Source organism: Streptomyces sp. CB02056 (assembly GCF_001905545.1).
Lineage (GTDB): Bacteria > Actinomycetota > Actinomycetes > Streptomycetales > Streptomycetaceae > Kitasatospora.
Window position 1 is genome coordinate 62,343 of the sequence record NZ_LIPD01000022.1, and the last position, 25,662, is coordinate 88,004.

At 74.1% G+C, this 25,662-nt stretch carries 16 protein-coding genes; 10 read left to right on the plus strand and 6 right to left on the minus strand.

What is annotated here, in order from left to right:
• Window positions 1-9: 9 nt before the first annotated feature.
• The 7 genes from AMK13_RS37470 to AMK13_RS37495 all read left to right on the plus strand — a co-directional run bounded on the left by AMK13_RS37470 (window position 10) and on the right by AMK13_RS37495 (window position 9,791).
• Window positions 10-2,229 carry a hypothetical protein gene (locus AMK13_RS37470; RefSeq protein ID WP_074006071.1) on the plus strand — a complete coding sequence of 740 codons (2,220 nt, stop codon included), beginning with the start codon at window positions 10-12 and terminating at the stop codon, window positions 2,227-2,229.
• Between the two features lie 56 nt (window positions 2,230-2,285).
• A complete protein-coding gene (locus tag AMK13_RS37475; RefSeq protein WP_074006033.1) occupies window positions 2,286-3,701 on the plus strand; it encodes a DUF6519 domain-containing protein in 1,416 nt (471 codons plus the stop codon).
• Between the two features lie 272 nt (window positions 3,702-3,973).
• Window positions 3,974-4,066: an Ms4533A family Cys-rich leader peptide gene (locus AMK13_RS46360; RefSeq protein WP_310593099.1), complete on the plus strand. Its 93-nt coding sequence runs from the start codon at window positions 3,974-3,976 to the stop codon at window positions 4,064-4,066.
• A 145-nt stretch (window positions 4,067-4,211) separates the two neighbouring features.
• Window positions 4,212-5,933 (plus strand): ABC transporter substrate-binding protein, encoded by a 1,722-nt coding sequence (locus AMK13_RS37480; protein ID WP_074006034.1) that lies wholly within the window; start codon window positions 4,212-4,214, stop codon window positions 5,931-5,933.
• 32 nt (window positions 5,934-5,965) lie between these two features.
• Window positions 5,966-7,060 carry an ABC transporter permease gene (locus AMK13_RS37485; protein ID WP_079272873.1) on the plus strand — a complete coding sequence of 365 codons (1,095 nt, stop codon included), beginning with the start codon at window positions 5,966-5,968 and terminating at the stop codon, window positions 7,058-7,060.
• Window positions 7,057-8,046 (plus strand): ABC transporter permease, encoded by a 990-nt coding sequence (locus AMK13_RS37490; protein WP_049651523.1) that lies wholly within the window; start codon window positions 7,057-7,059, stop codon window positions 8,044-8,046. The genes AMK13_RS37485 and AMK13_RS37490 overlap by 4 nt, the downstream gene beginning before the upstream one ends.
• 56 nt (window positions 8,047-8,102) lie before the next feature.
• On the plus strand, window positions 8,103-9,791 hold the full coding sequence (locus AMK13_RS37495; protein WP_074006072.1) for an ABC transporter ATP-binding protein: 1,689 nt from the start codon (window positions 8,103-8,105) through the stop codon (window positions 9,789-9,791).
• 80 nt (window positions 9,792-9,871) lie between these two features.
• On the opposite strand, the gene AMK13_RS37500 is transcribed toward AMK13_RS37495, so the two are convergent.
• The 5 genes from AMK13_RS37500 to AMK13_RS37520 form a co-directional block, all read right to left on the minus strand.
• Window positions 9,872-10,600, minus strand: a complete 729-nt coding sequence (locus AMK13_RS37500; protein ID WP_074006035.1) for a nicotinamide mononucleotide transporter family protein — start codon at window positions 10,598-10,600, stop codon at window positions 9,872-9,874.
• 244 nt (window positions 10,601-10,844) lie between these two features.
• A complete protein-coding gene (locus AMK13_RS37505) occupies window positions 10,845-11,270 on the minus strand; it encodes a riboflavin kinase (protein ID WP_074006036.1) in 426 nt (141 codons plus the stop codon).
• Window positions 11,263-11,808, minus strand: a complete 546-nt coding sequence (locus AMK13_RS37510) for a flavin reductase family protein (protein WP_079272874.1) — start codon at window positions 11,806-11,808, stop codon at window positions 11,263-11,265. Before AMK13_RS37510 ends, AMK13_RS37505 begins: the two co-directional genes overlap by 8 nt.
• 35 nt (window positions 11,809-11,843) lie before the next feature.
• Window positions 11,844-13,190, minus strand: a complete 1,347-nt coding sequence (locus AMK13_RS37515) for an NtaA/DmoA family FMN-dependent monooxygenase (protein WP_074006037.1) — start codon at window positions 13,188-13,190, stop codon at window positions 11,844-11,846.
• A gap of 75 nt (window positions 13,191-13,265) precedes the next feature.
• Window positions 13,266-14,246 carry a ribokinase gene (locus tag AMK13_RS37520; RefSeq protein WP_079272875.1) on the minus strand — a complete coding sequence of 327 codons (981 nt, stop codon included), beginning with the start codon at window positions 14,244-14,246 and terminating at the stop codon, window positions 13,266-13,268.
• 125 nt (window positions 14,247-14,371) lie between these two features.
• Between AMK13_RS37520 and AMK13_RS37525 the strand changes: the two genes are divergently transcribed.
• Complete coding sequence (locus AMK13_RS37525; protein WP_074006038.1) at window positions 14,372-15,364, plus strand: LacI family DNA-binding transcriptional regulator; 993 nt, start codon at window positions 14,372-14,374, stop codon at window positions 15,362-15,364.
• Window positions 15,365-15,451: 87 nt separating this feature from the next.
• Here AMK13_RS37525 and AMK13_RS37530 read toward each other — a convergent pair whose 3' ends face one another.
• The gene (locus AMK13_RS37530; RefSeq protein WP_049651517.1) at window positions 15,452-16,798 is read right to left on the minus strand and encodes an MFS transporter; all 1,347 of its coding nucleotides are present in this window, start codon (window positions 16,796-16,798) and stop codon (window positions 15,452-15,454) included.
• A gap of 954 nt (window positions 16,799-17,752) precedes the next feature.
• Here AMK13_RS37530 and AMK13_RS37535 point away from each other — a divergent pair.
• Window positions 17,753-23,806, plus strand: a complete 6,054-nt coding sequence (locus tag AMK13_RS37535) for a type I polyketide synthase (protein WP_074006039.1) — start codon at window positions 17,753-17,755, stop codon at window positions 23,804-23,806.
• Window positions 23,803-25,632: a non-ribosomal peptide synthetase gene (locus tag AMK13_RS37540; RefSeq protein WP_074006040.1), complete on the plus strand. Its 1,830-nt coding sequence runs from the start codon at window positions 23,803-23,805 to the stop codon at window positions 25,630-25,632. The genes AMK13_RS37535 and AMK13_RS37540 overlap by 4 nt, the downstream gene beginning before the upstream one ends.
• Window positions 25,633-25,662: the final 30 nt, after the last annotated feature.

Sequence of the window (25,662 nt, forward strand, 5' to 3'; positions counted from 1 at the left end):
GAGGTGGGCATGACCAGGGACCCGGACGAGCTGCTGGAACTGCTGCCCCAGTGGCACCGGCTGCGGGACGCCGACGCGGGCGAGCCGCTGCGCGCCCTGCTGGCCGTCATCGCCGAACAGGTCGACGTCGTCCGCGGCGGCGTCGACCAGGGCTACCAGGACTGGTTCGTGGAGACCGCCGCCGACTGGGCCGTCGCCTACCTCGGCGACCTGGTCGGCTACCGGATCCTGCCCGGCTACGAGGAGGTGCTCGCCACCGGCCTGCACGGCGAGGCCTCCGCCGAGCGGATCGCGGCCCGCGACCGGCTCGCCGCCCGGCTGGCGCCCCGCCAGGACGTCGCGAACACGGTCGCCAACCGCCGCCGCAAGGGCACCCTCGCCCTGCTGGAGGAGCTGTCCGCCTCGGTCGCCGACTGGCCGGCCCGCGCCGTGGAGCTCTCCCGGCTGCTCGCCGGCACCCAGCCGGTGCGGCTGCTGCGCCCGGACGAGGAGCCGGCCGACCGGCAGCGGCTGGGCCGGGGCCGGCTGGTCGACGTCCGGCGCGGCGCGGCGCTGGACCTGCTCGGCGGGCCCTTCGACGGCCAGGCGCACACCGTCGACGTCCGCCGGGCCGCCTCCCCGCGCCGCCAGGGCGGCTACACCCCGGCCGGTGTCGCCCTGTCCGTGTGGCGGCTGAAGCCGTACCCGGTGACCCGGGCGCCGGCCTACTGCGTCGACCGGGCCAGGAACCTCTTCACCTTCTCCGTCCTCGGCAACGACGCCCCGCTGGTCACCCGGCCCGAGCCGGGGCCGGCCGGCGCGCACCCCGCGACGGCCGACACCGTGCCGGCCCCGATCCGGCGCCGACAGCTGGCCGAGCGCACGGCCGACTACTACGGGCCCGGCAAGAGCTTCGCCATCTGGCGCGACGGCTCCCAGGAGCCCGTCCCGCCCGCCGAGATCGTGGTGGCCGACCTGACCGACTGGACGTACCGGCCCAAGCGCGGCCAGGTCGCCGTCGACCCGCTGCTCGGCCGGATCGCCTTCGGCGCCCGCTCCGCCCCGCGCCGCGGCGTCTGGGTCGACTACCACTACGCGTTCGGCGACGACACCGGCGGCGGCGAGTACCCGCGCGACCGCCCGGAGGCCCGGCACCGGACGCTCTACCAGGTCGGCCCCGGCCGGCCGTTCGAGCGGATCAACGACGCGTACGAGCAGTGGCGCGCCGACCAGCGGGACGGCACCGCGGGCGGCTCCGCCGTCATCGAGATCACCCACAGCGGTGCCTACCAGGAGCAGTTGGACTTCGACCTGGAGGCCGACGACCGGCTCGAACTGCGCGCCGCCGAGGGCACCCGGCCGGTGATCCGGCTGCTCGACTGGTACAGCAACCGGCCGGACGCGCTCAACGTCCGGGGCACCTGCGCGGGCGGGCGGCTCGTCCTGGACGGCCTGCTGGTCACCGGTCGCGGGGTCAACGTCACCGGGCCGCTCGCCTCCGTCACCCTGCGGCACTGCACCCTGGTGCCGGGCTGGTCCCTGGAGCCGCACTGCGAACCGCACGCGCCGCAGGAGCCCAGCCTGGTGCTGGACCACACCACGGCCTGTGTCCGGATCGAGCGCAGCATCCTGGGCACGATCCAGGTCGTCGGCGACGAGGTGGACGACGACCCGCTGGAGATCCACCTGGCCGACAGCATCCTGGACGCCACCGGGCCGGACCGCCCGGCGCTCTCCGGGCCCGACTGCGAGCACGCCTACGCGGTGCTGCACGCGCACCGCTCCACGGTGGTCGGCGAGGTGCACACCCACGCGGTGCGGATCGCCGAGGACAGCGTCTTCACCGGCCGGATGCGGGTGGCCCGCCGCTCGCTCGGCTGCCTGCGGTTCTGCTACGTGCCCCCGGGCTCGCGCACCCCCCGCCGGTACGAGTGCCAGCCCGACCGGGTGCGCTCGGCGGTGACCGAGCTGGTCGAGCGCGGCGAGCTGGACCCGGCGCGGGCCGAGCGGCTGCGCGAGACCGAGGCGCAGCGGGTGCGCCCGCTCTTCACCAGCCTCCGGTACGGCACGCCCGGCTACGGCCGGCCGGCCGCCGGTTGCGCGCCGGAGATCACCCGCGGCGCCGAGGACCGCTCCGAACTGGGCGCCTTCCACGACCTGTTCCAGCCCCAGCGCGAGGACAACCTGCGGGCGCGGCTGGCCGAGTACACCCCGGCCGGCACCGACGCCGGCCTCTTCTTCGCCACCTGACCGACCCCTGACCAACTCCCAACCGACTGAAGACCGTTGACTGTGAGAGGGACCCCGTGCACGCAGACTTCTCGCGCCTGACCTTCCGGCCCGGCAGGCACTACTCCGCGGTGCTGACCCAGCAGGGCCGGGTCCAGCTCGACGCCGACGCCAACGAGCAGGCCGCGATCGAGCGCTACCAGCTGCGCACGCTCGCCACCGACCTGATCGGCCGGCGCGGCGGGCCCGCCGGCGCGGCCGGGTTCGCGATCGGCTACCTGCCGGGCAACCACGACCTGGACGACCTCGCCATCGGCGGCGGCCGGTACTACGTGGACGGCGTCCTGTGCGAGGCCGACCGGCCCGGGCCCGGCACCGCCGTGCCCGACGACGGCGTCTGGGGCGCCGAGGCCCGGGAGGAGCCCGCCGGCTGGACGTACTGGGACCAGCCGGACGCCTACCGGGACCAGGAGCGCCCCGGCGACCGGCTGCCCGACGCGTTCCCGTTCCTGGTCTACCTGAAGGTCTGGGAGCGCAGTGTCACCGCCGTGGAGGACCCGGAGATCCGCGAGGTCGCGCTCGGCGCGGCGATGCCCGACACGGCGGCCCGGGCCAAGGTCGTCTGGCAGGTACTGGCCCTTCCCGCCTCGGAGTTGAACGTGCCGGACGGCGGTCCGTCCCGGGTGCTGGAGGCCTTCGACGCCTGGGCCGCGCCCCGCGAGCGGCCCTCCTCCTGGCTGGCCGCGCGGGCCCGGCGGCCGGAGCGGGCCGGCGAGGACCCGTGCCTGGCGCACCCCGAGGCCGGCTACCGGGGCCCGGAGAACCAGCTGTACCGGGTGGAGGTCCACCACGGCGGTTCGGCGGAGGGCGGCGCCACCTTCAAGTGGTCCCGGGAGAACGGCTCGGTCGTCCTCCCGATCGCCTCGGTCGAGGGCGTCTGGGTCGCCCTGGACACGCTGGGCGACGACGACAAGCTCGGCCTCTCGATGGGCGACCGGGTCGAGGTCGCGGACAGCGCGTACGTCAGCCGGGACGAGGCGGCGAACCTGCTCCAGGTGGAGGAGATCGACCTGCCGGGCCGCCGGGTGCGGCTGTCCGCCGAGCCGGTCCCGGGGGTCGGGCGGCTGTCCGAGCTCCACCCCTTCCTGCGCCGCTGGGACCACCGGGAGGCCCGCGGCCGGGACGCCCTGCCCCTGGCCGGCGGCGCCCTCCAGCTCGCGGAGGGCGCCTGGCTCGACCTGGAGGACGGCGTCCAGGTGTACTTCCGGCCGGGCGGCGCCTACACCCGGGGGGACTACTGGCTGGTCCCCGCCCGGACCGCCACCGGGTCGGTGGAGTGGCCGCGGAACGCGGCCGGGGAGGCGCTGCTCCAGGAGCCGGCCGGGGTGCGGGTGCACCACGCCCCGCTCGCCTGGGTGAAGGGCCCGACCACCGTCGTCGACCTCCGCCAGACCTTCGCCCCGCTGACGGCCACCGCCCGCTCCGAGATCTGATCGGCCGGGGCGCGACGGCGGGCGCGGCAGGGCCGTCGGCGTCCTCGAGCCGAGGGCCGCGGGCCCGGGTGGGGGCGTCGACGGCGAAATGGGAACCGGCCACGCCCCCCACCCGCGCACATCGGCCATCCCACCGATACGTCGCGGACATTCCCGGTGTTCGCGGTGTTCGTGGTGTTCCCGGTGCCCCCGGTGTTCGCGGTGTTCACGTGTTGTCCGAATGATGGTCGGGCTTTTTGACATCCTCCTTATCGTCATACATTCTTCTCGTCATGTCTGACCGTCACCCGATCACGTGCGCCGCCATCGAGCTGGCGCTGATCGGCGTGGCCGCGCACTGCGTTTCCGACAATCTCTGTCGCTGAATCCGCCCTGTCCCGACGCGTTTAGCGGTGATCGCCGCGTCGGGGCGTCGCCCCCTGCTGCGGGCGCGGTGCCGCTCACTTCCCCAGGCCTCACTGTCGCCCGCCTTCCTCCGTACACCATCGGTAGCGAAAGGCCCCCTTTCCGATGTCTCGAACCACCACCTTCACCCCTCGCCGCCTCGCCACGGCGACCGTCACCGTCGCACTGGTCGTCGGGCTGGCGGCGTGCGGACCGAAGGCCGACGGCGGTGGAGGCTCCGGCAAGGACGCCGCGCCGCAGCAGGGCGGCACCCTCACCGTCCTCAACCAGAACCCGCAGGACCAGTTCGACCCCGCGCGGCTCTACACCTCCGGCGGCGGCAACGTCCCCTCCCTGGTCTTCCGCACCCTCACCACCCGCAACCGGGCCGACGGCGCGGCCGGCACCAAGGTCGTCCCGGACCTCGCCACAGACACCGGCACCCCGTCGGAGGGCGCGACGGTGTGGACGTACCACCTCAAGGACGGCCTGACGTTCGAGGACGGTTCGCCGATCACCACGGCCGATATCAAGTACGGCATCGAAAGGTCATTCGCCCCCGAACTCTCGGGCGGTGCACCGTTCCTGAGGGACTGGCTGGTCGGCGCCGCGGACTACCAGGGCCCGTACAAGGACACGCGCGGTCTGGACGCCATCGAGACGCCGGACGAGAAGACCATCGTCTTCCGCCTCAACAAGCCCGAGGGCGACTTCCCGTACCTCGCCACCCAGACGCAGTTCGCCCCCGTCCCGAAGGCCAAGGACACCGGGACGAAGTACCAGGAGCACCCCGTCTCCTCCGGCCCCTACCAGGTCGTCAAGAACGAGAACGACGGCGCCCACCTCGTCCTCAAGCGCAACCCCAACTGGTCGGCGGCGACGGACGACCAGCGCAAGGCGTACCCGGACACCATCGACGTGCAGTCCGGGCTCGACCCGGCGGTGATCAACCAGCGGCTCTCCGCCGGCACCGGCGCCGACGCGGCCGCCGTCACCACCGACACCAACCTCGGCCCCTCCGAGCTCGCCCAGGTGAAGGACGACAAGTCGCTCGCCGCGCGCGTCGGCACCGGCCACTTCGGCTACGTCAACTACCTGGCGTTCAACCCGAAGGTCAAGCCCTTCGACGACCCCAAGGTCCGGCAGGCCGTCGCCTACGCGATCAACCGCACCTCGGTCGTCAACGCGGCCGGCGGCTCCTCGCTCGCCGAGGCCGCCACCACCTACCTGCCCGCCCAGGAGACCTTCGGGTACACGCCGTACGACCCGTTCCCGGCCGGTGCCACGGGCAACCCGGCGAAGGCCAGGGAGCTGCTGAAGGAGGCCGGTTACCCGGACGGCCTGACCATCACGCTCACCCACTCCAGCGCCACCGGCAAGGGCTACGGCCCGGACCTGGCCGCCGCCGTCCAGGACGGTCTGAAGGCCGCCGGGATCACCGTCCAGCTGGAGGCCCTGGACTCCACCCGGTACTCCAAGACGATCCACACCGTCGGCACCGAGCCCGGCCTCTTCCTCTCCGGCTGGGGCGCCGACTGGCCGTCCGGCGGCCCGTTCCTGGCCCCGATCTTCGACGGCCGGCAGATCGTCACCGACGGCTACAACTTCAACTCCGCGCAGCTGGACGACCCTTCGGTGAACGACGAGATCGACCAGATCAACAAGATCACCGACCACGCCGAGGCCGCCAAGCGCTGGGGCGCCCTGGACAAGCGGATCGGCGACCAGGCCCTCACCGTCCCGCTGTTCCACCCCGTCTACAAGCGGCTGTCCGGCAAGGACGTCCGCAACATCGTCATCAGCGACTGGACCGGCGTCCTCGACATCTCCCAGGTCGCGGTCAAGTAGCGGACGGGACCGGACGGATCGATCGGACAACCATGGCTCCACAGCAACCCCGAGCCGGGGAGGCCCCCGCGGCCTCCCCGGCCGCCGGGGGACCACAGGTGTGGCGGCGGCTGCTCGCGCGGCGCGCCGCCCTCACCGCCGGCCTCGTCATCGTCCTGCTCGTCCTGATCGCCGCGGCGGCACCGCTGCTCAGCGCGATCGAGGGCCAGGACCCCACCGGCTACCACAACGACCTGCTCGACTCGGCGGCCGGCGGGGTGCCCACCGGCTCCTTCGGCGGCGTCAGCGCCGAGCACTGGCTCGGCGTCGAACCCGGCACCGGACGGGACGTGTTCGCCCGACTGGTGCACGGCGCCCGGATCTCGCTGCTCGTCGCCGTCGGCGCCACCCTCGTCCAGGTCGCGATCGGCGTCCTGCTCGGCCTCGCCGCGGGCCTCGGCAACCGGTGGCTCGACCAGCTGATCGGCAACACCACCGAGGTGATGCTCGCGCTGCCCACGCTGGTCTTCGCCATCTCGCTGATGGCGGTCGTGCCCCCCGGCTTCCCCCGCCCGCTGCTGCTGACCCTGGTCATCGGGCTGCTGGGCTGGGCCGGCACCGCACGGGTGGTCCGGGCGCAGACGCTCAGCCTCCGGCAGCTCGACTACGTGGCCGCGGCCCGGCTCGCCGGCGCCACCCGGTGGCGGATCGCCCGCCGGGAGCTGCTGCCGTCCCTGGCCGCGCCGGTCATCACCTACGCGGCGGTGCTGCTGCCGTCCAACGTGGTCGCCGAGGCCGGGCTCTCCTTCCTCGGCGTGGGCGTCAAGCCGCCGACCTCCTCGTGGGGCCAGATGCTCTCCGGGGCGACCACCTGGTTCCGCGCGGACCCGATGTACGTGCTGCTCCCCTCCGCGCTGCTGTTCACCACCGTGCTCGCCTTCACCGTGCTCGGCGACGCCGTCCGCACCGAGCTCGACCCCCGTGCGGCCTCCCGGCTGCGGGTCGGTACGGCGCGCGGCGGCTCCGGTCCGTCGAAGGCCGGCCCCTCGGGTGCCGTTCCGTCGAAGGCCGGCCCCTCGGGTGCCGGTCCGTCGAACGCCGGTCCGTCGAGCGCGGGCCGGGGCCCCTCCGAGGAGGCCACCGCATGACCCGCTTCCTGCTCCGCAAGGCCGTCGGCATGCTCGGCGTCCTGCTCGTCCTCTCCCTGGTCGTCTACGCGGTCTTCTACATCGCCCCCGGCGACCCGGCCCAGCTGGCCTGCGGCGAGAAGTGCAGCCCCGCCCAGGTCGCCCAGGTGCGCGAACGGCTCGGCCTCGACGCGCCCGTCTACCTCCAGTACGCCCACTTCCTCCAGGGCGTCGTCGCCGGCCGCGACTTCAGCGCCGGGACGGGCCTGCTGCACTGCCAGGCGCCCTGCCTGGGCATCTCCTACCGCAGCGGCGAGCAGGTCACCGACATGATCACCGCCCGGCTCCCGGTGACGGCCTCGCTGGCGCTCGGCGCGATGGTGCTCTGGCTGGTCCTCGGGGTCGGCACCGGGCTGGTCTCCGCGCTGCGCCGGGGCCGGCTCAGCGAGCGGCTGCTGACCGCGCTGACGCTGGCCGGCAGCTCCATCCCGGTGTTCGTCATCGGCCTGGTGCTGCTCATCGTCCTGTGCGCCCAGCTCCAGTGGCTGCCGTTCCCGAGCTACGTGCCCCTCACCGAGGACCCGCAGCAGTGGTTCTGGGGACTGCTGCTGCCCTGGGTCTCGCTCGCGCTCATCGAGTCCGCGAAGTACGCCCGGCTGACCCGCTCCTCCATGCTGGAGACCCTCGCCGACGACCACATCCGGACCTTCCGGGCGTACGGCGTCAGCGAGCGGCACCTGGTGACCAGGCACGCGCTGCGCGGCGCGCTCACCCCGGTGATCGCGCTGACCGCCATCGACCTCGGGACGATGTTCGGGTCCGCCGTGCTGACCGAGTCGCTCTTCGGCCTCCCGGGGCTCGGCAAGCTGCTGGTCACCTCGGTCGGCCTGATCGACCTGCCGACCGTCGTCGGCCTCACCCTCGTCACCGGGTTCTTCGTGGTCCTCGCCAACGTCATCGCGGACGTGCTCTACGCGGTGACCGACCGAAGGGTGGTCCTGACGTGAGCGCCGGAACCCTGAGCCCGGAGCCCCTGAGCCCCGGCCCCCGGGGACCCGAACCCCTGGCCGTCGAAGCCCGGGGCGAGGCCCTGGTCGACGTCCGGGACCTGGTCGTCGACTTCCCGGTCGGCGACGGCCACGTCCGCGCCGTCGACGGCGTGGGCTTCACCCTGGAGGCCGGGCAGGCGCTCGGCATCGTCGGCGAGTCCGGCTCCGGCAAGAGCACCGTCGCCTACGGGCTGCTCGGCCTGCACCGCGGCACCGGCGCCCGGATCGGCGGCTCGGTGCGGGTCGCCGGGGTCGACGCCGTCACCGCCGAGGGCGACGAACTCCGGCGCCTGCGCGGCGGGTTGGCCGCCATGGTGTTCCAGGACCCGCTCTCCGCCCTCGACCCGTACTACGCGGTGGGCGACCAGATCGCCGAGGTCGTACGGGTGCACCGGGACGTCTCCCGCCGGGCCGCCCGGGCCCGGGCCGTCGAGGTGCTCGACCGGGTGGGCATCGCCGACGCCGCGCGGCGCTCGCGGTCGCGTCCGCACGAGTTCAGCGGCGGCATGCGCCAGCGGGTGCTGATCGCGATGGCCCTGGCCTGCGAGCCGCGGCTGCTGGTCGCCGACGAGCCGACGACCGCGCTGGACGTCACCGTCCAGGCCCAGATCCTCGACCTGCTGCACGAGTTGCGGGCCGAGACCGGCGCCGGGCTGGTCCTGGTCACCCACGACCTGGGCGTGGTCGCCGGGAGCGTCGACCGGGTGCTGGTGATGAAGGACGGCCGGGCCGTGGAGCACGGGCCGGTCGCCGAGGTGCTGGGCGCTCCGCGCGAGCCGTACACCCGCGCGCTGCTGTCGGCGGTGCCCCGGGTCGACGCGCCCGCCGGTCCGGCCGAGGCGGCAAAGCCGGCTGGGCCCGCCGGGGACGAGGTCCTGCTCGAAGCCGTCGACCTGCGCCGGGAGTTCGCCACCCGCGGCGGCCTCACCCGGCGCACCGGCCCGGTGACCGCCGTGGACGGCGTCTCGCTCACCGTACGGGCCGGCGAGACGCTGGGCGTGGTCGGCGAGTCCGGTTCCGGGAAGACCACGCTCGGGCGGATGCTCGTCCGGCTGCTGGAGCCGACCGGCGGCCGGCTGCACTACCGCGGCCGGGACATCGGAGCGCTCGGGGAGAAGGAACTGCGCCCGATCCGGCGGGAGTTGCAGATGGTCTTCCAGGACCCGGTGTCCTCGCTCAACCCGCGCCGCAGCATCGGCGAGTCCATCGCCGACCCGCTGCGCATCGCCGGGGAGAGCGACGAGCGCCGCATCCGCAGCCGGGTCGGCGAACTCCTCGAACGCGTGGGGCTCGACGCCGACTGGTACCACCGCTACCCGCACGAGTTCTCCGGCGGGCAGCGGCAGCGGGTCGGCATCGCCCGCGCGCTGGCGCCCCGACCGCGGCTGATCGTCTGCGACGAACCGGTCTCCGCGCTGGACGTCACCACCCAGGCCCAGGTGGTCGAGCTGCTGGGCGAGTTGCAGCGCGACCTCGGCCTCGCGCTGGTCTTCATCGCCCACGACCTCGCCGTGGTCCGGCAGGTGAGCGACCGGGTCGCGGTGATGCGGGCCGGGCGGATCGTGGAACAGGGCGACGCCGACACGGTGTACGACTCCCCCCAGCACGCCTACACCAAGGGCCTGTTGGCCGCCGTCCCGGTCCTGGACCCGGCCGAGGCGACCGCCCGCCGCCACGCCCGCCTGGCCTCCGCCGGCGCCTGACCGTCGACTGCCCGGCCCGGGTCGCACCTCACGGGGTGCAGCCCGGGCCGGGCAGTCGCGTACAGGTTCATAACGAACCATCAGTTGGTCTTGTTGACCTTGGAGTTGGCTCCTTCACCCGCGCGGGCTTCCTCCCGGCCCTCGACCAGGACGGCGGGCTCCAGCGGCGAGGCGATCTCCTGCGGCCTGCTGCGGGACGCCCAGTCGCGGATGCCGAGCACCACCATCACGAAGAAGATCCCGTAGACGATGCCGGAGAAGTACAGCTCGGAGTGGACCGCGAGCGGCACGCCCACCAGGTCGACGGCCAGCCAGACGAACCAGAACTCCACGTAGCGGCGGGCCTGGCTGTACATGGCGAGGATCGAGCCGACGAAGATCCAGGCGTCCGCGAGGACCATCCACCACGGTGCCCCGGGGTAGAACGAGGCGTCCGTCCCCTTCAGCACCGCGCCGAACGCGGCCGTCCCCGCCACCATCGCGGCCGCCAGCACGGCGCGTTCCTGCCACGACGCCCAGCGGACGTTGATGGTGCCTTCCTGCTCGCGGCTGCGCTTCCAGGTCGCCCAGCCCCAGGAGGCCGAGACGATGATGACGATCTGCCGGGCGGCGTTGCCGCCGAGGTGCACGTTCAGGCTGGCGATCAGCAGCAGCACCGAGCCGAGGATCTGCACCGGCCAGGCCACCAGCGAGCGCCGCAGGGCGAGCCAGACGGTGGCGAGCGCCAGGATGTTGCCCAGGAAGTCGGACCAGTAGACGGGGAGGCCGAAGAAGTCGAACTGCTCGTTCAACCAGTGGAACGCGCTCATGACTCACACCTTTGTTCGTACGGAGCGAGGTGGGGGAAGGGGCGGTCGGCCCCGCCGAAGCGGGGGGTGCGGGGCCGACCGGGCTCGTGGCGCGGGACGCGGGGTCGCGGGGGAAGCGGGGGCGCGCGCCGGGCAGGTGAAGGACGGTGCGAAGAGGTGGTGCGGGCGGATCAGAAGAGAACGGTTCAGAAGAGAACGGTTCCGGAGAGAAGGGTTCCGGAGAGAACGGTTCCGGAGAGGCGCTTCAGGAGAGGACGGCGAGCACGTGCCGTCCGTGCTCGGAGTCCAGCAGGGCCTCGGAGCGGCGGACGTCCTCCCGGGCGGCGAGCAGCAGCTCGTCGACGGAGGCGAACCGCTCGGTGCCCCGGATCCGGGCGACGAACCAGAGCTCGACGCGCTCGCCGTACAGGTCGCCCGGGGTGTCGTGGCAGTACACCTCGGTGTGGATCTCGGAGGTGTCGCAGAAGGTGGGGTTGGTGCCGACGCTGATCGTCGCGCGGTGCACGGTGCCGCTCGCGCGGCGGGCCAGCCAGCCGCTGTAGATCGCGGGCGGCGGGGCGGGGGTGCCGGGGTCGGGGGCGATGTTGGCGGTGGGGAAGCCCAGCCCCCTCCCCCGGCCGGCACCGTGCACCACGGTGCCGGACAGGGGGGCCGTCGGGGTGTCAGCCATGGGGGGTGAGCTCACGGAACTGGCTGGTGTGGAAGACCAGCGGCTCCACTCCGGGGAACAGCTCGACGGTGAGCAGTTCCAGCAGGACGATCTCGTGGTCGCCGCCGTCGTACACCGCGTGCATCCGGGCGGTCAGCCAGAGCGCCGCGTCGTGGATCAGCACCGCGCCGTCCGGCGTGGCCTGCCAGCCGGTGCCGTCGAAGCGGTCGCCCGCGCGGGAGGCGAGCCGCCGGCAGAGCGCGCCCTGGCCGCGGCTGAGCACGCTCAGCCCCAGCTCCGGAGCCTCCGTCAGCCGGGGCCAGGTGGTGGAGGTGCGGGCCACGCTGACCGCGACCATCGGCGGCTCCAGCGAGATCGACACGAAGGAGCTGACCGCGAGCCCGACCGGTTCGCCGTCGCGCAGCGCGCCGAGCGCGACCACCCCGGTGGGGTAGGCCCCGAACGCCTGGCGCAGCGCCGCGCCGTCCAGCTCGGCCCGGTCGGGCCGCTCCGCGGCGCTCGCCGCGGCCGCGGTCGGGTGGTGGGCGGGAGTGACCATGGTCGTCGCCGTCCTCTCGTCGCCGGTGCGGGGGGTCAGTGCCGGTACCGCGCGGCCGGGTGGCTGGCCGGCAGGGCCCGGTCGGACGCGCCGGTCAGCCGCTCGCGCAGCGACTCGCCCTCCGCGTACTCGCCGCGGAAGACGCCGCGGGCGCGCAGGATCGGCAGCACCGACTCGACGAACTCGACGGTGGAGGCGGGCTGGACGGTCGGCGAGAGCAGGAAGCCGTCCAGGTCGGCGCCCTCCGCCAGGGCGCAGATCTCGTCGGCGATCTCCTCGGCGGTGCCGACCACCGGGCGGGCGCCGACGCCGTGGGTGTGCCAGTCGGCGAGCACGTCGCCGACGGTCTTGTCGGCGAACCGGGCGACCTGGGTCTGCGACATCTCGGTGGACAGCTCCGCCATCGGGGTGTCCGGCGCGTACGAGGACAGGTCGAGGCCGGTGAACATGGCGTAGCTGGCGACGGTGACCTCCGGGCGCTGGGCGTCCAGGACGCGCTGCCAGCGGCGTTCGGCGTCCGCGGTGGTGGCACCGATCACGCAGGAGAACGCCGACATCACCTTGACCTCGTCGGCGCCGCGGCCGGCCCGGACGGCCTCCTCGCGGATCGCCGCGGTGTGCCCGGCGAGCTGTTGGACGGTGCCGCTGCCGACGAACATGCACTCGCCGTGCCGCCCGCCGACGCGGCGCCCGGCCGGGGAGGCGCCGGCCTGGAACAGCACCGGGGTGCCCTGCGGGGAGCGGGCGGTGTTGCCGTAGCCCTGCGAGCGGAAGTACGGGCCGTCGTGCTCGACCAGGTGGACCTTGGCCGGGTCGGCGAAGCGGCCGGCCTTGTCCTTCTCCAGGGCGTCGGGCTCCCAGGAGCCCTCCCAGTACTTGTAGACCAGGTCGAGGAAGTCCTCGGCCATCCGGTACCGGTCGTCGTGCGCCACCATGTCCATCCCGAAGGCCTTGACGGCGGTGTCGGCGGTGCCGGTGGTGACGATGTTCCAGCCGAGCCGGCCGCCGGAGAGCTGGTCCAGGGTGGCCAGTCGGCGGGCGAAGGCGTACGGCGGCTCGACCAGCACCGAGCCGGTCACCACCAGGCCGAGGTCGGTGGTGCTGGCCAGCAGGGCCGAGGCGATCACGAACGGGTCCAGGCGCGGCAGGTCGAGGGTCTCCTCGGTGGCGATCGGCGGGCGCACCCCGCCGATCTCCGACCAGCCCCAGGCGTCGGCGAGGAACAGGAAGTCAAGCTTGGCGTCCTCGCAGATCCGCGCGATGTCGCGCCAGTACCCGAGGGTGTCGAACAGGTGCCGGCGGCTGTCGGGGTGGCGCCAGGTGGCGGTGCCGCTCGCGTTGGTCTGGGCGTTCTCGAACAGTCCGAGCTTGAGGTTGCGCATGGGGTGTTCTCCGTTGAACTGGTGGTGCGGGGGAACCTGGGTGCTGAGCGGACCGGGCGTGGGGGCCGGGGACCGTCAGGGTGCTACGGGAACGGCGGGGGCGTCGAGGACCGCGCCGGTCGCGTCGGGGAGCGGGGCGGGTGCGCCGAGGGGGCCGGCGGCCGCGTCGAGCTGCGCCGCGGACGGCATGGCGGACTGGGCGCCGAGCCCGGTGACGGCCAACGAGGCCGCGCGGACGGCCCGTTCGGCGGCGGCGAGCAGGTCGGCGCCCCGGGCGAGGGAGTCGGCGAGGGCTCCGCAGAAGGTGTCGCCGGCGCCGACGGTGTCGACGGCGTCCACGACGGGGGCCGGCAGGTGCACGGCGGGACGGCCGGGCTGTTTGACCAGCGCCCCGTCCGCGCCGAGCGTCACCACGACCGCCCGGCAGGGCAGGGCGGCCCGCTCCAGCAGTTCGCGCGCCCCGTCGGGGCCGGCGGGCGGCCGCGCGCCGAGCAGGGCGGCGAGTTCGCCGAGGTTGGGGACGAGGACGTCGACGGCGGCGAGCACCTCCGGGGCGACCGGGCGGGCCGGGGCCGGATTGAGGACGACGGTGCCGCCCTGCTCCCGGGCCCGCAGCACGGCGGCGGCGACCACCTCGGCGGAGATCTCGTGCTGCACCAGGACCACCTCGCCCGCGGACCGGGCCAGCCGCTGCGGCAGGTCCGCGACGGACAGTTCGGCGTTGGCGCCCGGGTTGACCACGATGGTGTTCTCGCCGGCCCGGTCGACCACCACCGAGGCGATCCCGGTGGTGCTCTGCGGTGCCGGGCGCACCGCCCCGACGTCCACCCCTTCGGCGGCGAGCGCCCGCAGGATGGCGTCGGCGTCGGGGCCGACCCGGGCGACCATCCGCACCCGCGAGCCGAGCCGGGCCGCCGCGACGGCCTGGTTGGCGCCCTTGCCGCCGACGCCCTCCACGAAGCCCCGCGCGAGCACGGTCTCGCCGGGTCGCGGCAGGTCCTCGACGGTCAGGACGAGGTCGCGGTTGATCGAACCGACGACGGTGATGGGCGGCATCTGCACTCCTTGGGAGATCGATCTCCCACACTGTGGACCAGGCCCCCGGAACCGTCAAGTACCCTCGTGCTGCGTATTCCGCGAGCTCAGCCGAGCCCGTTCCCGACCGCGAAGGACCGCCCCACGTGACAGCGCCCCGACTCCTCGACGTGGCCGCGGCCGCCGGTGTCTCCCGCGCGACCGCCTCACGCGTCCTGGCCGGCACCCAGCGCAACGTCGACCCCGAACTCGCCCGCCGCGTCGAGGAGGCCGCCCGGCACCTCGGCTACCGCACCAACCACTCCGCCCGGGCGCTGCGCACCGGCACCACGGGCACCATCGGCGTGGTCGTCCCCTCGCTCGCCAACCCGTACTTCGTCCAGCTCGCCGACGCCCTCGCCCAGCAAGTCCGCGCCGCCGGCGGGCAGTTGGTGGTCTCCGACGCCGCCAACGACACCGCCGTCGAGGCCGAGCAGATCGAGACCCTGCTCGGCGGCCGGGTCGACGGGCTGCTCGTCGTCCCGGTCTCCGCCGGCGCGTCCGGCCCCGCCGTCCGGGCCGCCGCCCAGCGGACCCCGGTCGTCCTGTTCGACCGCTGGGCCACCGGCTCCGGCACCGTGGCCGTCACCCTCGACAACACCGCCGCGATGCGGCTGCTCCTCGACCACCTCGAAGGCCTCGGCCGCCACCGGATCGCCCTGGTCGCCGCCGACCAGGCGTCCTCCTCCGGCGCGGAGCGCCTCGCCGCCTTCACCGGGGCCCGCGGCGCCGACGCCACCACCGTCCTGCTGCCCAGCTTCACCACCGACGCCGGGCGCACCGCGGGCCGCCGGATCGCCGAGCGGCACGCCGGGATCGACGCCGTGGTCTGCGGGGCGGACGTCCTCGCGGTCGGGCTGGTCAGCACCCTGCAGCGCTCGGCGATCCCCGTCCCCGGCCGGATCGCCGTCACCGGCTTCGACGACACCGAGATGCTCGAACTCCTCGACCCGCCCATCACCTCGATCCGCCACCCGCTCACCGCCATGGCCGAGCGCGCCCTGACCCTCCTTCAGTCCCCGGCCCGTGAACGGTCGGAGCGGGTGGAGCGCTTCGCGCCGCAGCTGGTGGTGCGCTCCTCCACGGACGCGAACGCCTGAGCGGGCGAGGGGCGGCCCCGGTGTGCGGCGCGCACCCCGGGGCCGCCCCTCGGCGAACCGCTCCGGCCTTCGACCGGGCGGGACCCTTCAGGCCTTCCGCCGCACCGCGATGACGGCCGCGCCCAGCACGCAGGCGACGGCCGCGGTGACGTAGGCGAGGTGGTAGCCGCCGAGCTGGTCCGAGCTGGTCCCCGCGACCAGGACCATCACCGCCACGCCCGCGCTGGCGCCGATCTGCTGCGTCACGACGTTCACCGCGCCCGCGACGGCGTGCTGCTGCTCCGGGACGCCGGAGAGCCCGGCCGTGGTCATCGAGGGGAAGTTCAGCCCCTGGCCGATGCCGCTGACCACCAGGCCGGGCAGCACGTGCAGCACGTAGTTCCCGTCCTGCGGCGTGCCCAGCCACAGCCCGGTGCCGACGCCGATCAGGACCAGGCCGACGGCCATCAGCGTCCGCGGGGAGTACGTGGCCAGCAGCCGGCCGGTGACGAAGTTGGCGGTGAGGAACACCGCCAGGGACATCGGCACCAGCGCCAGGCCGGACTCGGAGGGCGAGTAGTGCAGCATCCCCTGGAGGTACAGCGGGGCGAAGAACAGCATCCCGATCGAGCCCGTGTACTGGAGGAACGCCGACAGGCTCGCGTCCCGCACCGAGGCGATCCGGAAGAGGCCGAGCGGGAGCACCGGGTCGGCGGTGCGGTGCTCCCGGACGACGAACAGCACCAGGGAGACCGCCGCGGCGGCCAGGACGGTCCACGCCGTCGCGCCGCTGCTGCTCACGCCGACCACGAGCAGGGTGAGGCCGAGGGTGCCGGTGATCGCGCCGGGCAGGTCCAGCCGGCCGCGGTGACCGGCGCCGTCGGGCAGTCCGACGCGGGTCGCGGCCAGCACGCCGACCCCGATCAGCACCGAGAACCAGAGCACCGAACGCCAGCCGAAGAACTGGGTCAGGACGCCGCCCAGCAGCACTCCGCCGCTGAAGCTCACGGCGCCGACGGCCGTGTACACGCTGATCGCCCGGTTGCGGGCCGGGCCGACCGGGAAGAGCGCGGTGAGCAGGCCCAGCGCGGCCGGCCCCGACAGGGCGGCGCCGATGCCCTGGACGGCGCGCGCGCCCAGCAGCGTCACGGTGTTCGGGGCCACCGCCCCGACCAGCGCGGACACGGTGAACAGGGCGACGCCGACCTCGAACACCCGCCGCCGCCCGAGGACGTCGGCCAGCCGGCCGCCCACCAGCAGGAAGCCGGCGAAGGTGACGGCGTAGGCGGTCATCACCCACTGGAGCGTGGTCTCCCCCAGGTCGAAGCGCTCTCCGACGGACGGCAGGGCGGCGTTGAGCACGCCGAGACCGCTCACGTCCAGGGCGAACGCCCCGGCCAGCACGCCGAGCGCCAGCCCCGGCCGGCGGGCCGACTCGACCACGGTGGCGGTCATGCGGGCCCGCCCGGGAGCTCGCGGCCGAGCGCACGGCGCCGCGGGAGGGACCTTACTAAGGAGCTGTCGGCACTGGCTGACGATGCATCAAGATTCTCAACTGCCATGCGGTCAGCTTGCATTGATCGCTCATCCGCTGTCCACCCCGCCCGGCGCGCATGGTACCGGCAGTCGGCCCTTCCCCAGGTCATTCGATTTCCGTCGACCTCTACCCGACGGCGGCACCCATCACACATTCGTACATCTGTTGCATCGAGGAGATCGAATCGGACACTTTGTCGATCAAATCCCGCCAGCGCTTCATCCGGCCGTCGAAATACGCGATCCTTGAATCGATGAACGCGTAGTCGACACATCTCTCCGCACCCCGAGGGCGGATGAACATACCCGCGCTGCGGAATTCTCAGCAGCGGAAGTGGCCGGCAGCCCGACCGGCAGGAGCCGAACGCGTCGGCCAGAATTCCACAGTGTGCCGCTGATCAGTGAGCCGCTGAACGGCGACCACTCAAGCACCCCCGAAGACCCGACCCTCACCCCGTCCTGCCGCGCCGCGCGGTCGGCACCCCGAGTCCTTCCTCCTGTCACGAGAGGAGCAGCGCTGCCCGACCGCACGTCCATGCATGTCATGTACAGACCTACTACCATGCCGGCAGGCTGACCGGCGCTGCCCCGACGCCGCCCACCCTCCACTCCGCCCCGCCCCGCTTTTCGTTCGCTCCACCGGATTTCCCGTTCACTTCACCGGACTTCCCGTTCACGTCGAGCGCGAACTCCGGAAACACCGGCACCGTCCGCACGCCGCCCCGCCGATTCCGCGACGGCCCCCGGCGCGGAGGACGGATCCCGCCGTGCCCCGCCCCCCTGTTCCCGGCTGCCCTGAAATCGGCGTCCCCCCCGACCGGCCGGCCGCGAAGCCCCGTCCTCCATTCCATCCGCCCTGCTGAGGGAGTCGCCATGCCCCACGAGCGCGCAGCGCGAGACATCACCGACGTCACGGATTTCCTGCTGTCCCGCTTCGCCGAGCTGTCGGACGTGTCCGCGGCCTCGGTGGACCTCCGGGCGCCCATGCACCGGTACGGGCTGGACTCGTTGAAGTCGGTGAACCTCGCGGCCTCCCTGTCCGAGTACCTCGGCTGGCAGGTCCCGGCCACCTGGATGTGGCAGTACCCGACCCTGGACGGACTGGCCCGCGCCCTCGTCGACGGCCCCCGCTCCGCCGGGCCCGCCCCCGGCGCCGAGCGCCGCAAGCCCGCGCACGAGCCGGTCGCGGTCGTGGGCATCGGCTGCCGCTTCCCCGGCGGACCGGACCCGTCCTCGTTCTGGCGGCTGCTGGTCGAGGGCGGCGACGCCGTCGGACCGGTGCCGGCCGCCCGCCGCGAGCTGCTGGGCGACCGGGTGCGCTGGGGCGGGTTCATCGACGGCATCGACCGGTTCGACCCGCTGTTCTTCGGCATCTCGCCCCGCGAGGCCGTCCAGATGGACCCTCAGCAGCGCCTCGTCCTGGAGCTGTGCTGGGAGGCGCTGGAGGACGCGGGCATCGCGCCGCACAGCCTCGTCGGCAGCGACACCGGCGTGTTCATGGCCTCCTGCTGGAACGACTACGCCGCGCTGGCGCACTACCGCGGCCCCGACGCCCAGATCACCCCGCACACCGCGACCGGCATCCACGACGGCATCATCGCCAACCGCGTCTCCTACGTCCTCGGCCTCCAGGGCCCCAGCATGGCGATCGACGCCGCCTGCGCCGGATCCCTGGTCTCGGTGCACGTCGGGTGCCAGTCGATCCAGCTGGGCGAGAGCGACCTGGTGCTGGCCGGCGGCGTCAACCTCAGCTTCGTCCCCGACTACTACACCGCCATGGACCAGCTGGGCGCGATCTCCCCCGACGGCCGCTGCAAGACCTTCGACGCCCGGGCCAACGGCACCACCCGCGGCGAGGGCGCCGGCGTCGTCGTGCTCGCCCCGCTGAGCGTGGCACTGGAGCGCGACCTGCCGGTGTACTGCCTCATCAAGGGCAGCTCCTCCAACAACGACGGTCCCAGCAACGGGATGACGGCGCCCAACCCGCAGGCGCAGGAGAAGATGCTCCGCACCGCGTACCAGCGGGCGGGCATCGCCCCGGACCTCGTGGACTACATCGAGTGCCACGGCACCGCGACGCCCCTCGGCGACCCGATCGAGGCCAACGCCGTCGGCGCGGTCCTGGGCGGCGCCGACCGCGCGGCTCCGCTGAGGATCGGCTCCGTCAAGTCCAACGTCGGGCACCTGGAGGCGGCGGCCGGCATCGTCGGCCTGGCCAAGCTCGCGCTGTCGATGCGCAACGGCGTCCTGCCGCCGAGCCTGCACTACAGCGCGCCCAACCCGCAGATCCTGTTCGACGCGTACAACCTCACCGTCCAGGACCGGCTGACGCCGTGGCCGCGCCGCTCCGACGCCCGCCGGGGCGGCGTCAGCTCCTTCGGCTTCGGCGGCGCGATCTGCCACATCGCCGTCGAGGAACTGCCGCGCCCCGAGGCCTCGCTGCTGCTGCTGGCCGCGGACTCCCCCGCGGAGCTGGCCGAGCGGGCCCTGGAGTCGCGGGACGCGACCGACCTGCGCGCGCTCTGCCGCCGCACGCCCGGCGACGGCCCGTTCCGGCTCGCGGCCACCGCCCGCGACATGGCCGAACTCCGCAGCAGCCTGGACGCCTTCGCCGCCGGAACCACGGCCCCCGGCCTGAGCGTCGGGGAGGTCGGGGAGCGGCCCGGCCGGCCGCGGGTGGCGTTCCTGTTCTCCGGCAACGGCTCGCAGTGGGTCGGCATGGGCCGCCAACTGCTCGCCGGCCGACCCGTGTTCCGCCGCTCCATGACGAGGTCCGACCGGCGGATGCGGGAGCTGCTGGGCTTCTCGCTCGTGGAACAGCTGATGGACCCCGACGGCCGCCTCGACGACATGGACGTCTTCCAGCCGCTGCTGTTCTCCCTCCAGGTCGCGCTGGCCGAGACCTGGCGCTCGCTGGGCGTGGAGCCGGACGTCGTGGTGGGGCAGAGCGTCGGCGAGTTCGCCGCCGCGCACATCGCCGGCGCGCTCGACTTCGAGGACGCCTCCCGGCTGGCCGCCCACCACGGCCGGCTCCTCCAGCAGCTGGCCGTCGGCCGCGGCGAGGGCATCGTGGTGATGACCCCCGCGGACGAGGTCCGGCCGCACCTGACCGGCGGGCTCACCCTCTCCGGCCACAACGGCCTGAGCTCCACCCTGGTCACCGGCACCCCGCAGGAGATCGACGACCTCGTCCGGCGGCTGACCGACGCCGGCGTCGTCAACCACCGGGTGCGGATGGGCCACGCCCCGCACTCGCCGCTGGTCGACCACGTCCTCGCCCCGCTGAAGGCCGAGCTGGACGGCATCAGGCCGCGCACCGCCCGCGTCCCGATGATCTCGACGGTCACCGGCGAGCCGGTCGACGGCGCGGAGCTCGGGCCGGACTACTGGGCGGACAACCTGCGCCGGGAGATCCGGGTGGTCGACGCCCTGACCAGGCTGCGCGACCACGACGTCGACGCGGTGGTCGAGCTCAGCCCCCACCCCCTGCTGCTCAAGTCGGTGTCGGAGATCCTGCCGGCCGTCACCACCCTGCCCTCGCTGCGGCGCGGCGCCGACGAGGCCGCCACCCTGCTCGGCTCGCTCGGCGCCCTCTACGCGGCCGGACTCCCCGTCGCCGCCCACCCCTTCCTCGCGGGCGACCGCGGACGGCACGCCGTACCGGGCGGCGGCGAGGCCGCGGCGGCCGACCGGGTGCACCTGGTCCCCGTCACGGCCCGGACCGCGGACGCGCTGGCCGACACCTGCCGCGCGCTGTCCAACCACGTCGAACGCGACCCGGCCCTGCGGGTCTCCGACCTCGCCTACACCCTCGCCGCCCGACGCACCCACCACGCCCACCGGATCGCCCTGTTCGCCCGCGACCGGCAGGACGTCCTGGACGGGCTCGCCCGGATCGCCGACGGCCGGCCGCACCCCGACGTCGTCACCGGCACGGTCTCCGGCACCGCCGACCGGCGGGTGGCGCTGGTGTTCTCCGGCACCGGCACCCACTGGGCCGGCATGGGCCGCGAACTGCTGCGCTCGCACGCCGGCTTCCGGCAGTGGATGCACGCCTGCGACGACGCCGTGCGCGCGGCCGGCGGCGGCTCGGTGCTCGACCGGCTCACCGCCCCGGACGGGCAGGCCCGGTACGAGGAACTGGACGTCCAGCAGCCGGTGCTGTTCGCCCTCCAGGTCTCGCTGGCGAAGGTCTGGCTCGGACTCGGCGTCGAGCCGGCCGCCGTGGTCGGGCACAGCCTGGGCGAGGTCGCGGCCGCCTGCGTGGCCGGCGCGCTGTCCCTGGAGGACGCCGCCAGGGTCGTGGTCGCCCGCTCGCAGCTGCTCGAACACGAGGCCGCCGCGGGCGCGATGCTCTCGGTCGACCTGCCGGAGCCGGAGCTGCTGCCCCGGCTCGCCGCCTACGCGGGGCAGGCGGCCGTCGCGGCGGTCAACAGCCCCACCAGCACGGTGGTCTCCGGCCCGCGCGAGGCCCTCGACGCCCTGGCGGCCGACCTCGGCCGGGACGGGATCCCGGCTCGGCGGCTCCGGGTCGAACGGCCGATGCACAGCCCCGGCATGGACGCGCTGACCGGCCCGCTGCGTGAGCGTCTCAAGGACATCGCCCCGCTGGCGCCCGGCCTCGACTTCCACTCCACCGCCCTGGCCGGCGCGGTGAACCCGGTCGTCGACGCCGACTACTGGGTGCGCAACCTGCGCGACCGGGTCCGGTTCGCCGAGGCGACCGCCGCGCTCGTCGACCGGGGCGTCTCCACCTTCATCGAGATCGGCCCGCACGAGACGCTGCGCGGCGCGGTCGAGGAGACCGGACTGTCCCGGGGCGTCCGGGTGCACGCGGTCAACTCGATGCGGCGCGGGGAGAGCGACCTCCGCTGCCTGCTGGGCGCCGCCGCCGAACTGTTCGTCAGGGGCCTGCCGCTGACCTTCGACCCGCTGTTCGGCGACGACGTCGAGGTGGTGGAGACCCCGCTCGTCCAGTGGCAGAAGGAGCGCTACTGGATCGACTCCGAGCCCCGCCGCGAGCCCGCCCCGGTCGCGGCCGCCGCCGTCGCCGCCGTCGCCGCCGTCGCCGAACCGGTCGCGGCGCGGCCAGCGCAGGCCACGGTGGCGGAGCGGCCGGTGGCGGAGGTCGTCCTCGCCGAACTCGCCGACGCGCTGGGCGTACCGGCGGGCCGGTTCGACGCCGGCGCCGGCCTGCGCGACTTCGGCCTCGACTCGATGCTCGCGATCCGCCTCGTCAACCGGATGCAGGCGGTCCTCGGGCACCGGGTCTCGCCGGTGGTGTTCCTGGACGGGCGCTCCATCGCCGAGGTGGTCGGCCACTTCGTCGGGCTCGCCGACGGACCGGCCGCTCCCGCCCCGCAGCCGCCCCAGGCGGTCCAGGCGCCCCAGGCGGTCCAGGCCGTCCAGGCCGTCCAGGCGCCCACGCCCAAGCCCGAGCCTGCGCGGTCCTTCCTGGAGGACCTGTCCGAACTGGACGCCGAGGAGCTGCTGGAGGAGCTGGACGCGCGCGGCCTGCTGGAGGCCACCGACGCGCCGGCGCCGGAGCAGCTGCGCGCCGAAGGCCTCGGCCTCGAACTGGCGCCGGCCTCGCACGGCCAGGCCTCGCTCTGGTTCATGCAGATGATCGCGCCGGACGCCGTGCCCTACAACTACATGGTGACCGCCCGGATCCGGACGGCGGTCGACGAGGACGCCCTGGAGCGCGCCGTCCTGGCCGTGCTCGACCGGCACCCCGCGCTGCGCACCCTCTACGTGGAGGCGGGCGGCCGCCCGTACCAGGTCGTCCTGGACGAGCCGGTGTACGAGTTCCTCGTGGTGGACACCGCCGACCTGGACGACGAGGAGGCCCGCGAGGAACTGGCCCGGTACGGGCACGAGCCGCTGGACATGGACAACGGTCCGCTGGTGCGGGTCGTCCTGATGCGGCGCGGCCCGTCCGACCACTTCCTGATGGTGCTGGTCCACCACATCGCCTCGGACGCGGCCTCGGCCGACATCATGATCCGCGAGCTCCAGGAGTTCTACGAGGGCGCCGACCCGGCCGGCCGCACGCCGGTCGCCCCGTACACCGAGTTCGTCGAGTGGGAGCGGCAGTGGCTGGCCGGGCCGGCCGCGGAGGCGGCGCTGGACTGGTGGTCGGAGAAGCTCGCCGACCCGCCCGCCCACCTGGACCTGTCCAGCAAGGAGCGGCCGCCGGGCGTCACCTACGAGGGCCGCGACCTCGCGTTCCGCTGGAGCACCGAGGAGACCCGCCTGCTGCGGGAGTTCGCGGTGCGCGAGGGCGTGTCGATCAGCACCGTCGTGCTGGCCGGGTTCTTCGCCACGCTCAACCGCGCGGCCGGGACGGAGGACTCGGTGCTGGCCACCGCGATCGCCCAACGGGCCGAGCCCGGCTGGGAGTCCGCGATCGGCTACTACCTCAACACCGTGCTGGTCCGGGCGAACCCCGCCGGGGACCGCAGCTTCCGCGAGCTGCTGCGCGAGGTCCACGCCTTCTCGCTCGGCCTCCTGGAGCACATGAACTACCCCCTCGACCTGCTGGCCGCCCAGCTGAAGCCGCCGCGCGCCGAGGGCCGCTCCCCGTGGTTCGACGTGGTGGTGAACTGGCTCTCCTCGGACGCCTTCCCCCGCTCCGTCAAGCTCTTCCACGGCGTCGGCGAGACGCTCTCCCCGGACGCCGCGCTGCCGCTCGAACCGCTCCAGGTGCGCAGGCACCTCGCCAAGTTCGACCTGGAGATCTCGATGGCCGACATCGACGGCCGGGTGGCCGGCCACGTCCAGTTCAAACCGGGCTACCTGGAGAGGCAGACCGTGACGGCCCTGCTCGCGCTGTACCGCACCGTGCTCTTCGACTCGATCGCCCGACCCGACCAGGCCCTCGGCGACATCGCGCCGGCCGGCCTCCCCAAGGAGACAGAGCAGTGACCGAAACCCTGCACTCCGAGTTCATCGCCCAGGCGGTCAAGAACCCCGACGCGACCGCGGTCTACTCCGACGCCGGCGTGCTGACCTACGGCGAGCTGAACGAGCGGTCCCGCGAGCTGGCCGAGCGGCTCCTCGCCGACGGCGCGGGCCCGGGCGTCCCGGTCGGCATCTGCGTCGAGCGCACCCCCGACCTGCTCGTCGCCGTCCTGGCGGCCCTGCGCACCGGATCCTGCTACCTGCCGCTGGACCCGAACTACCCCGCCGACCGGCTGGCCTTCATGGTCCAGGACAGCGGGACCCGGCTGCTGCTCACCACGCCCGCCTCCCGGGCCAGTTGCCCGCCCGGCCCGACCGTGGTCGTGCTCGGCGGGACCACGGCCACCGAGCCCGGCGCCGAGCCCGTGGCGGTCGTGCCCGAGGACACCGCGTACGTCATCTACACCTCGGGCTCCACCGGCAGGCCCAAGGGCGTGGCCGTCCGGCACGCCGGCGCCGTGGCGATGCTCGCCGAGATGGACCGGGTCCTGGAGGGCTGCGACCTGAGCGGCGTCTCGGCGGCCAGCTCGGTCTGCTTCGACCTGTCCGTGATGGAGGTCTTCAACGCGCTGTGCCGCGGCGGCGCCGTCGTGCTCGTCGAGAGCGCCGTCCACCTGACGGAGAGCCGGTACGCGGACCGGATCACCCACCTGTCCGTCGTCCCGTCGGTCATGAACGGCCTGCTCGACGCCGGCGCCCTGCCCCCGAACGTGCGGTCGATCGTCTTCGGCGGCGAGGCGCTGCGCCGCAAGCTGGCCGACCGGGCCTACCGGGAGACGGGCGCCACCCGGGTGTTCAACGCCTACGGCCCCACCGAGGGCACCGTCTTCTGCTCGTTCGGGCTGGTGCCCGAGAACGGGACGGACGAGCCGACCATCGGCCCGCCGACCACCACCGACCTGGTCTACGTGCTCGACGACGAGCTGCGGCCGCTCCCGGCCGGCGAGTCCGGCGAGCTCTACCTCGGCGGCGTCGGCCTCGCGCACGGCTACGTCAACCGGCCCGGCACCACCGCCGAGCGGTTCGTGCCGGACCCGTTCCGCGACGGCGAGCGGATGTACCGCACCGGGGACGTCGTCAGGTTCACCGAGGACGGCGAACTCCGGTTCCTCGGCCGCTCCGACCACCAGGTCAAGCTGCGCGGCTACCGGATCGAGCTGGAGGAGGTCGAGGCCCGGCTGACCGGCTGCCCCGAGGTCCGGGAGGCCGCCGCCGCCGTCCGGGGCAACCGGCTGGTCGGCTACGTCGTCCCCGCCGGCGAGGGCGCACCGCAGGACGGCCCCCGGCTGGACCCGGCCCTCCAGGGCGCGATCACCGGCCGGCTCGCCACCGAGGTGCCCGACTACCTGGTGCCCGCGACGCTCGTCTTCCTGCCCGCCCTCCCGCTGGGCCCGGGCGGCAAGCTCGACCGCGACGCGCTGCCCGAGCCGCCGGCCGCCGGCACCGACGGGCCGCGGTCGGCCGCCGGCACGCCGACCGAGGTGGCGCTGGCGGAGATCTGGGGCGAGCTGCTCGACCTCGATCCGTCGGGCATCGACGTGCAGTCCGCCTTCTACGACCTCGGCGGCGACTCGCTGCTGCTGATCCGTCTCGCCCGGCTGATGACCCGTCGCTTCGACCGCCGCGTCCGGGTGCCCGACCTGTTCAGCTTCCGCGACATCGCCTCCCTCGCCCGCTGGCTCGACGACGACAGCGGCGCCACCCCCGAGGTGGTCGAGTCGGCCCGCCAGCGCGCCGGCGCCCGCCGCGCCGCCCTGCGCGGCCGCGGCGCCGGCGGCACCGGCCGATAGCCACCCGAGTCACCTCCACCCGACACGAAG

Coding starts and splice junctions, on each gene's coding strand:
- AMK13_RS37470 (WP_074006071.1), top strand. CDS start 10: ATGACCAGGGACCCGGACGAGCTGCTGGAACTGCTGCCCCAGTGGCAC.
- AMK13_RS46360 (WP_310593099.1), top strand. CDS start 3,974: ATGTCTGACCGTCACCCGATCACGTGCGCCGCCATCGAGCTGGCGCTG.
- AMK13_RS37480 (WP_074006034.1), top strand. CDS start 4,212: ATGTCTCGAACCACCACCTTCACCCCTCGCCGCCTCGCCACGGCGACC.
- AMK13_RS37485 (WP_079272873.1), top strand. CDS start 5,966: ATGGCTCCACAGCAACCCCGAGCCGGGGAGGCCCCCGCGGCCTCCCCG.
- AMK13_RS37490 (WP_049651523.1), top strand. CDS start 7,057: ATGACCCGCTTCCTGCTCCGCAAGGCCGTCGGCATGCTCGGCGTCCTG.
- AMK13_RS37500 (WP_074006035.1), bottom strand. CDS start 10,600: ATGAGCGCGTTCCACTGGTTGAACGAGCAGTTCGACTTCTTCGGCCTC.
- AMK13_RS37505 (WP_074006036.1), bottom strand. CDS start 11,270: ATGGCTGACACCCCGACGGCCCCCCTGTCCGGCACCGTGGTGCACGGT.
- AMK13_RS37510 (WP_079272874.1), bottom strand. CDS start 11,808: ATGGTCACTCCCGCCCACCACCCGACCGCGGCCGCGGCGAGCGCCGCG.
- AMK13_RS37515 (WP_074006037.1), bottom strand. CDS start 13,190: ATGCGCAACCTCAAGCTCGGACTGTTCGAGAACGCCCAGACCAACGCG.
- AMK13_RS37520 (WP_079272875.1), bottom strand. CDS start 14,246: ATGCCGCCCATCACCGTCGTCGGTTCGATCAACCGCGACCTCGTCCTG.
- AMK13_RS37530 (WP_049651517.1), bottom strand. CDS start 16,798: ATGACCGCCACCGTGGTCGAGTCGGCCCGCCGGCCGGGGCTGGCGCTC.
- AMK13_RS37535 (WP_074006039.1), top strand. CDS start 17,753: ATGCCCCACGAGCGCGCAGCGCGAGACATCACCGACGTCACGGATTTC.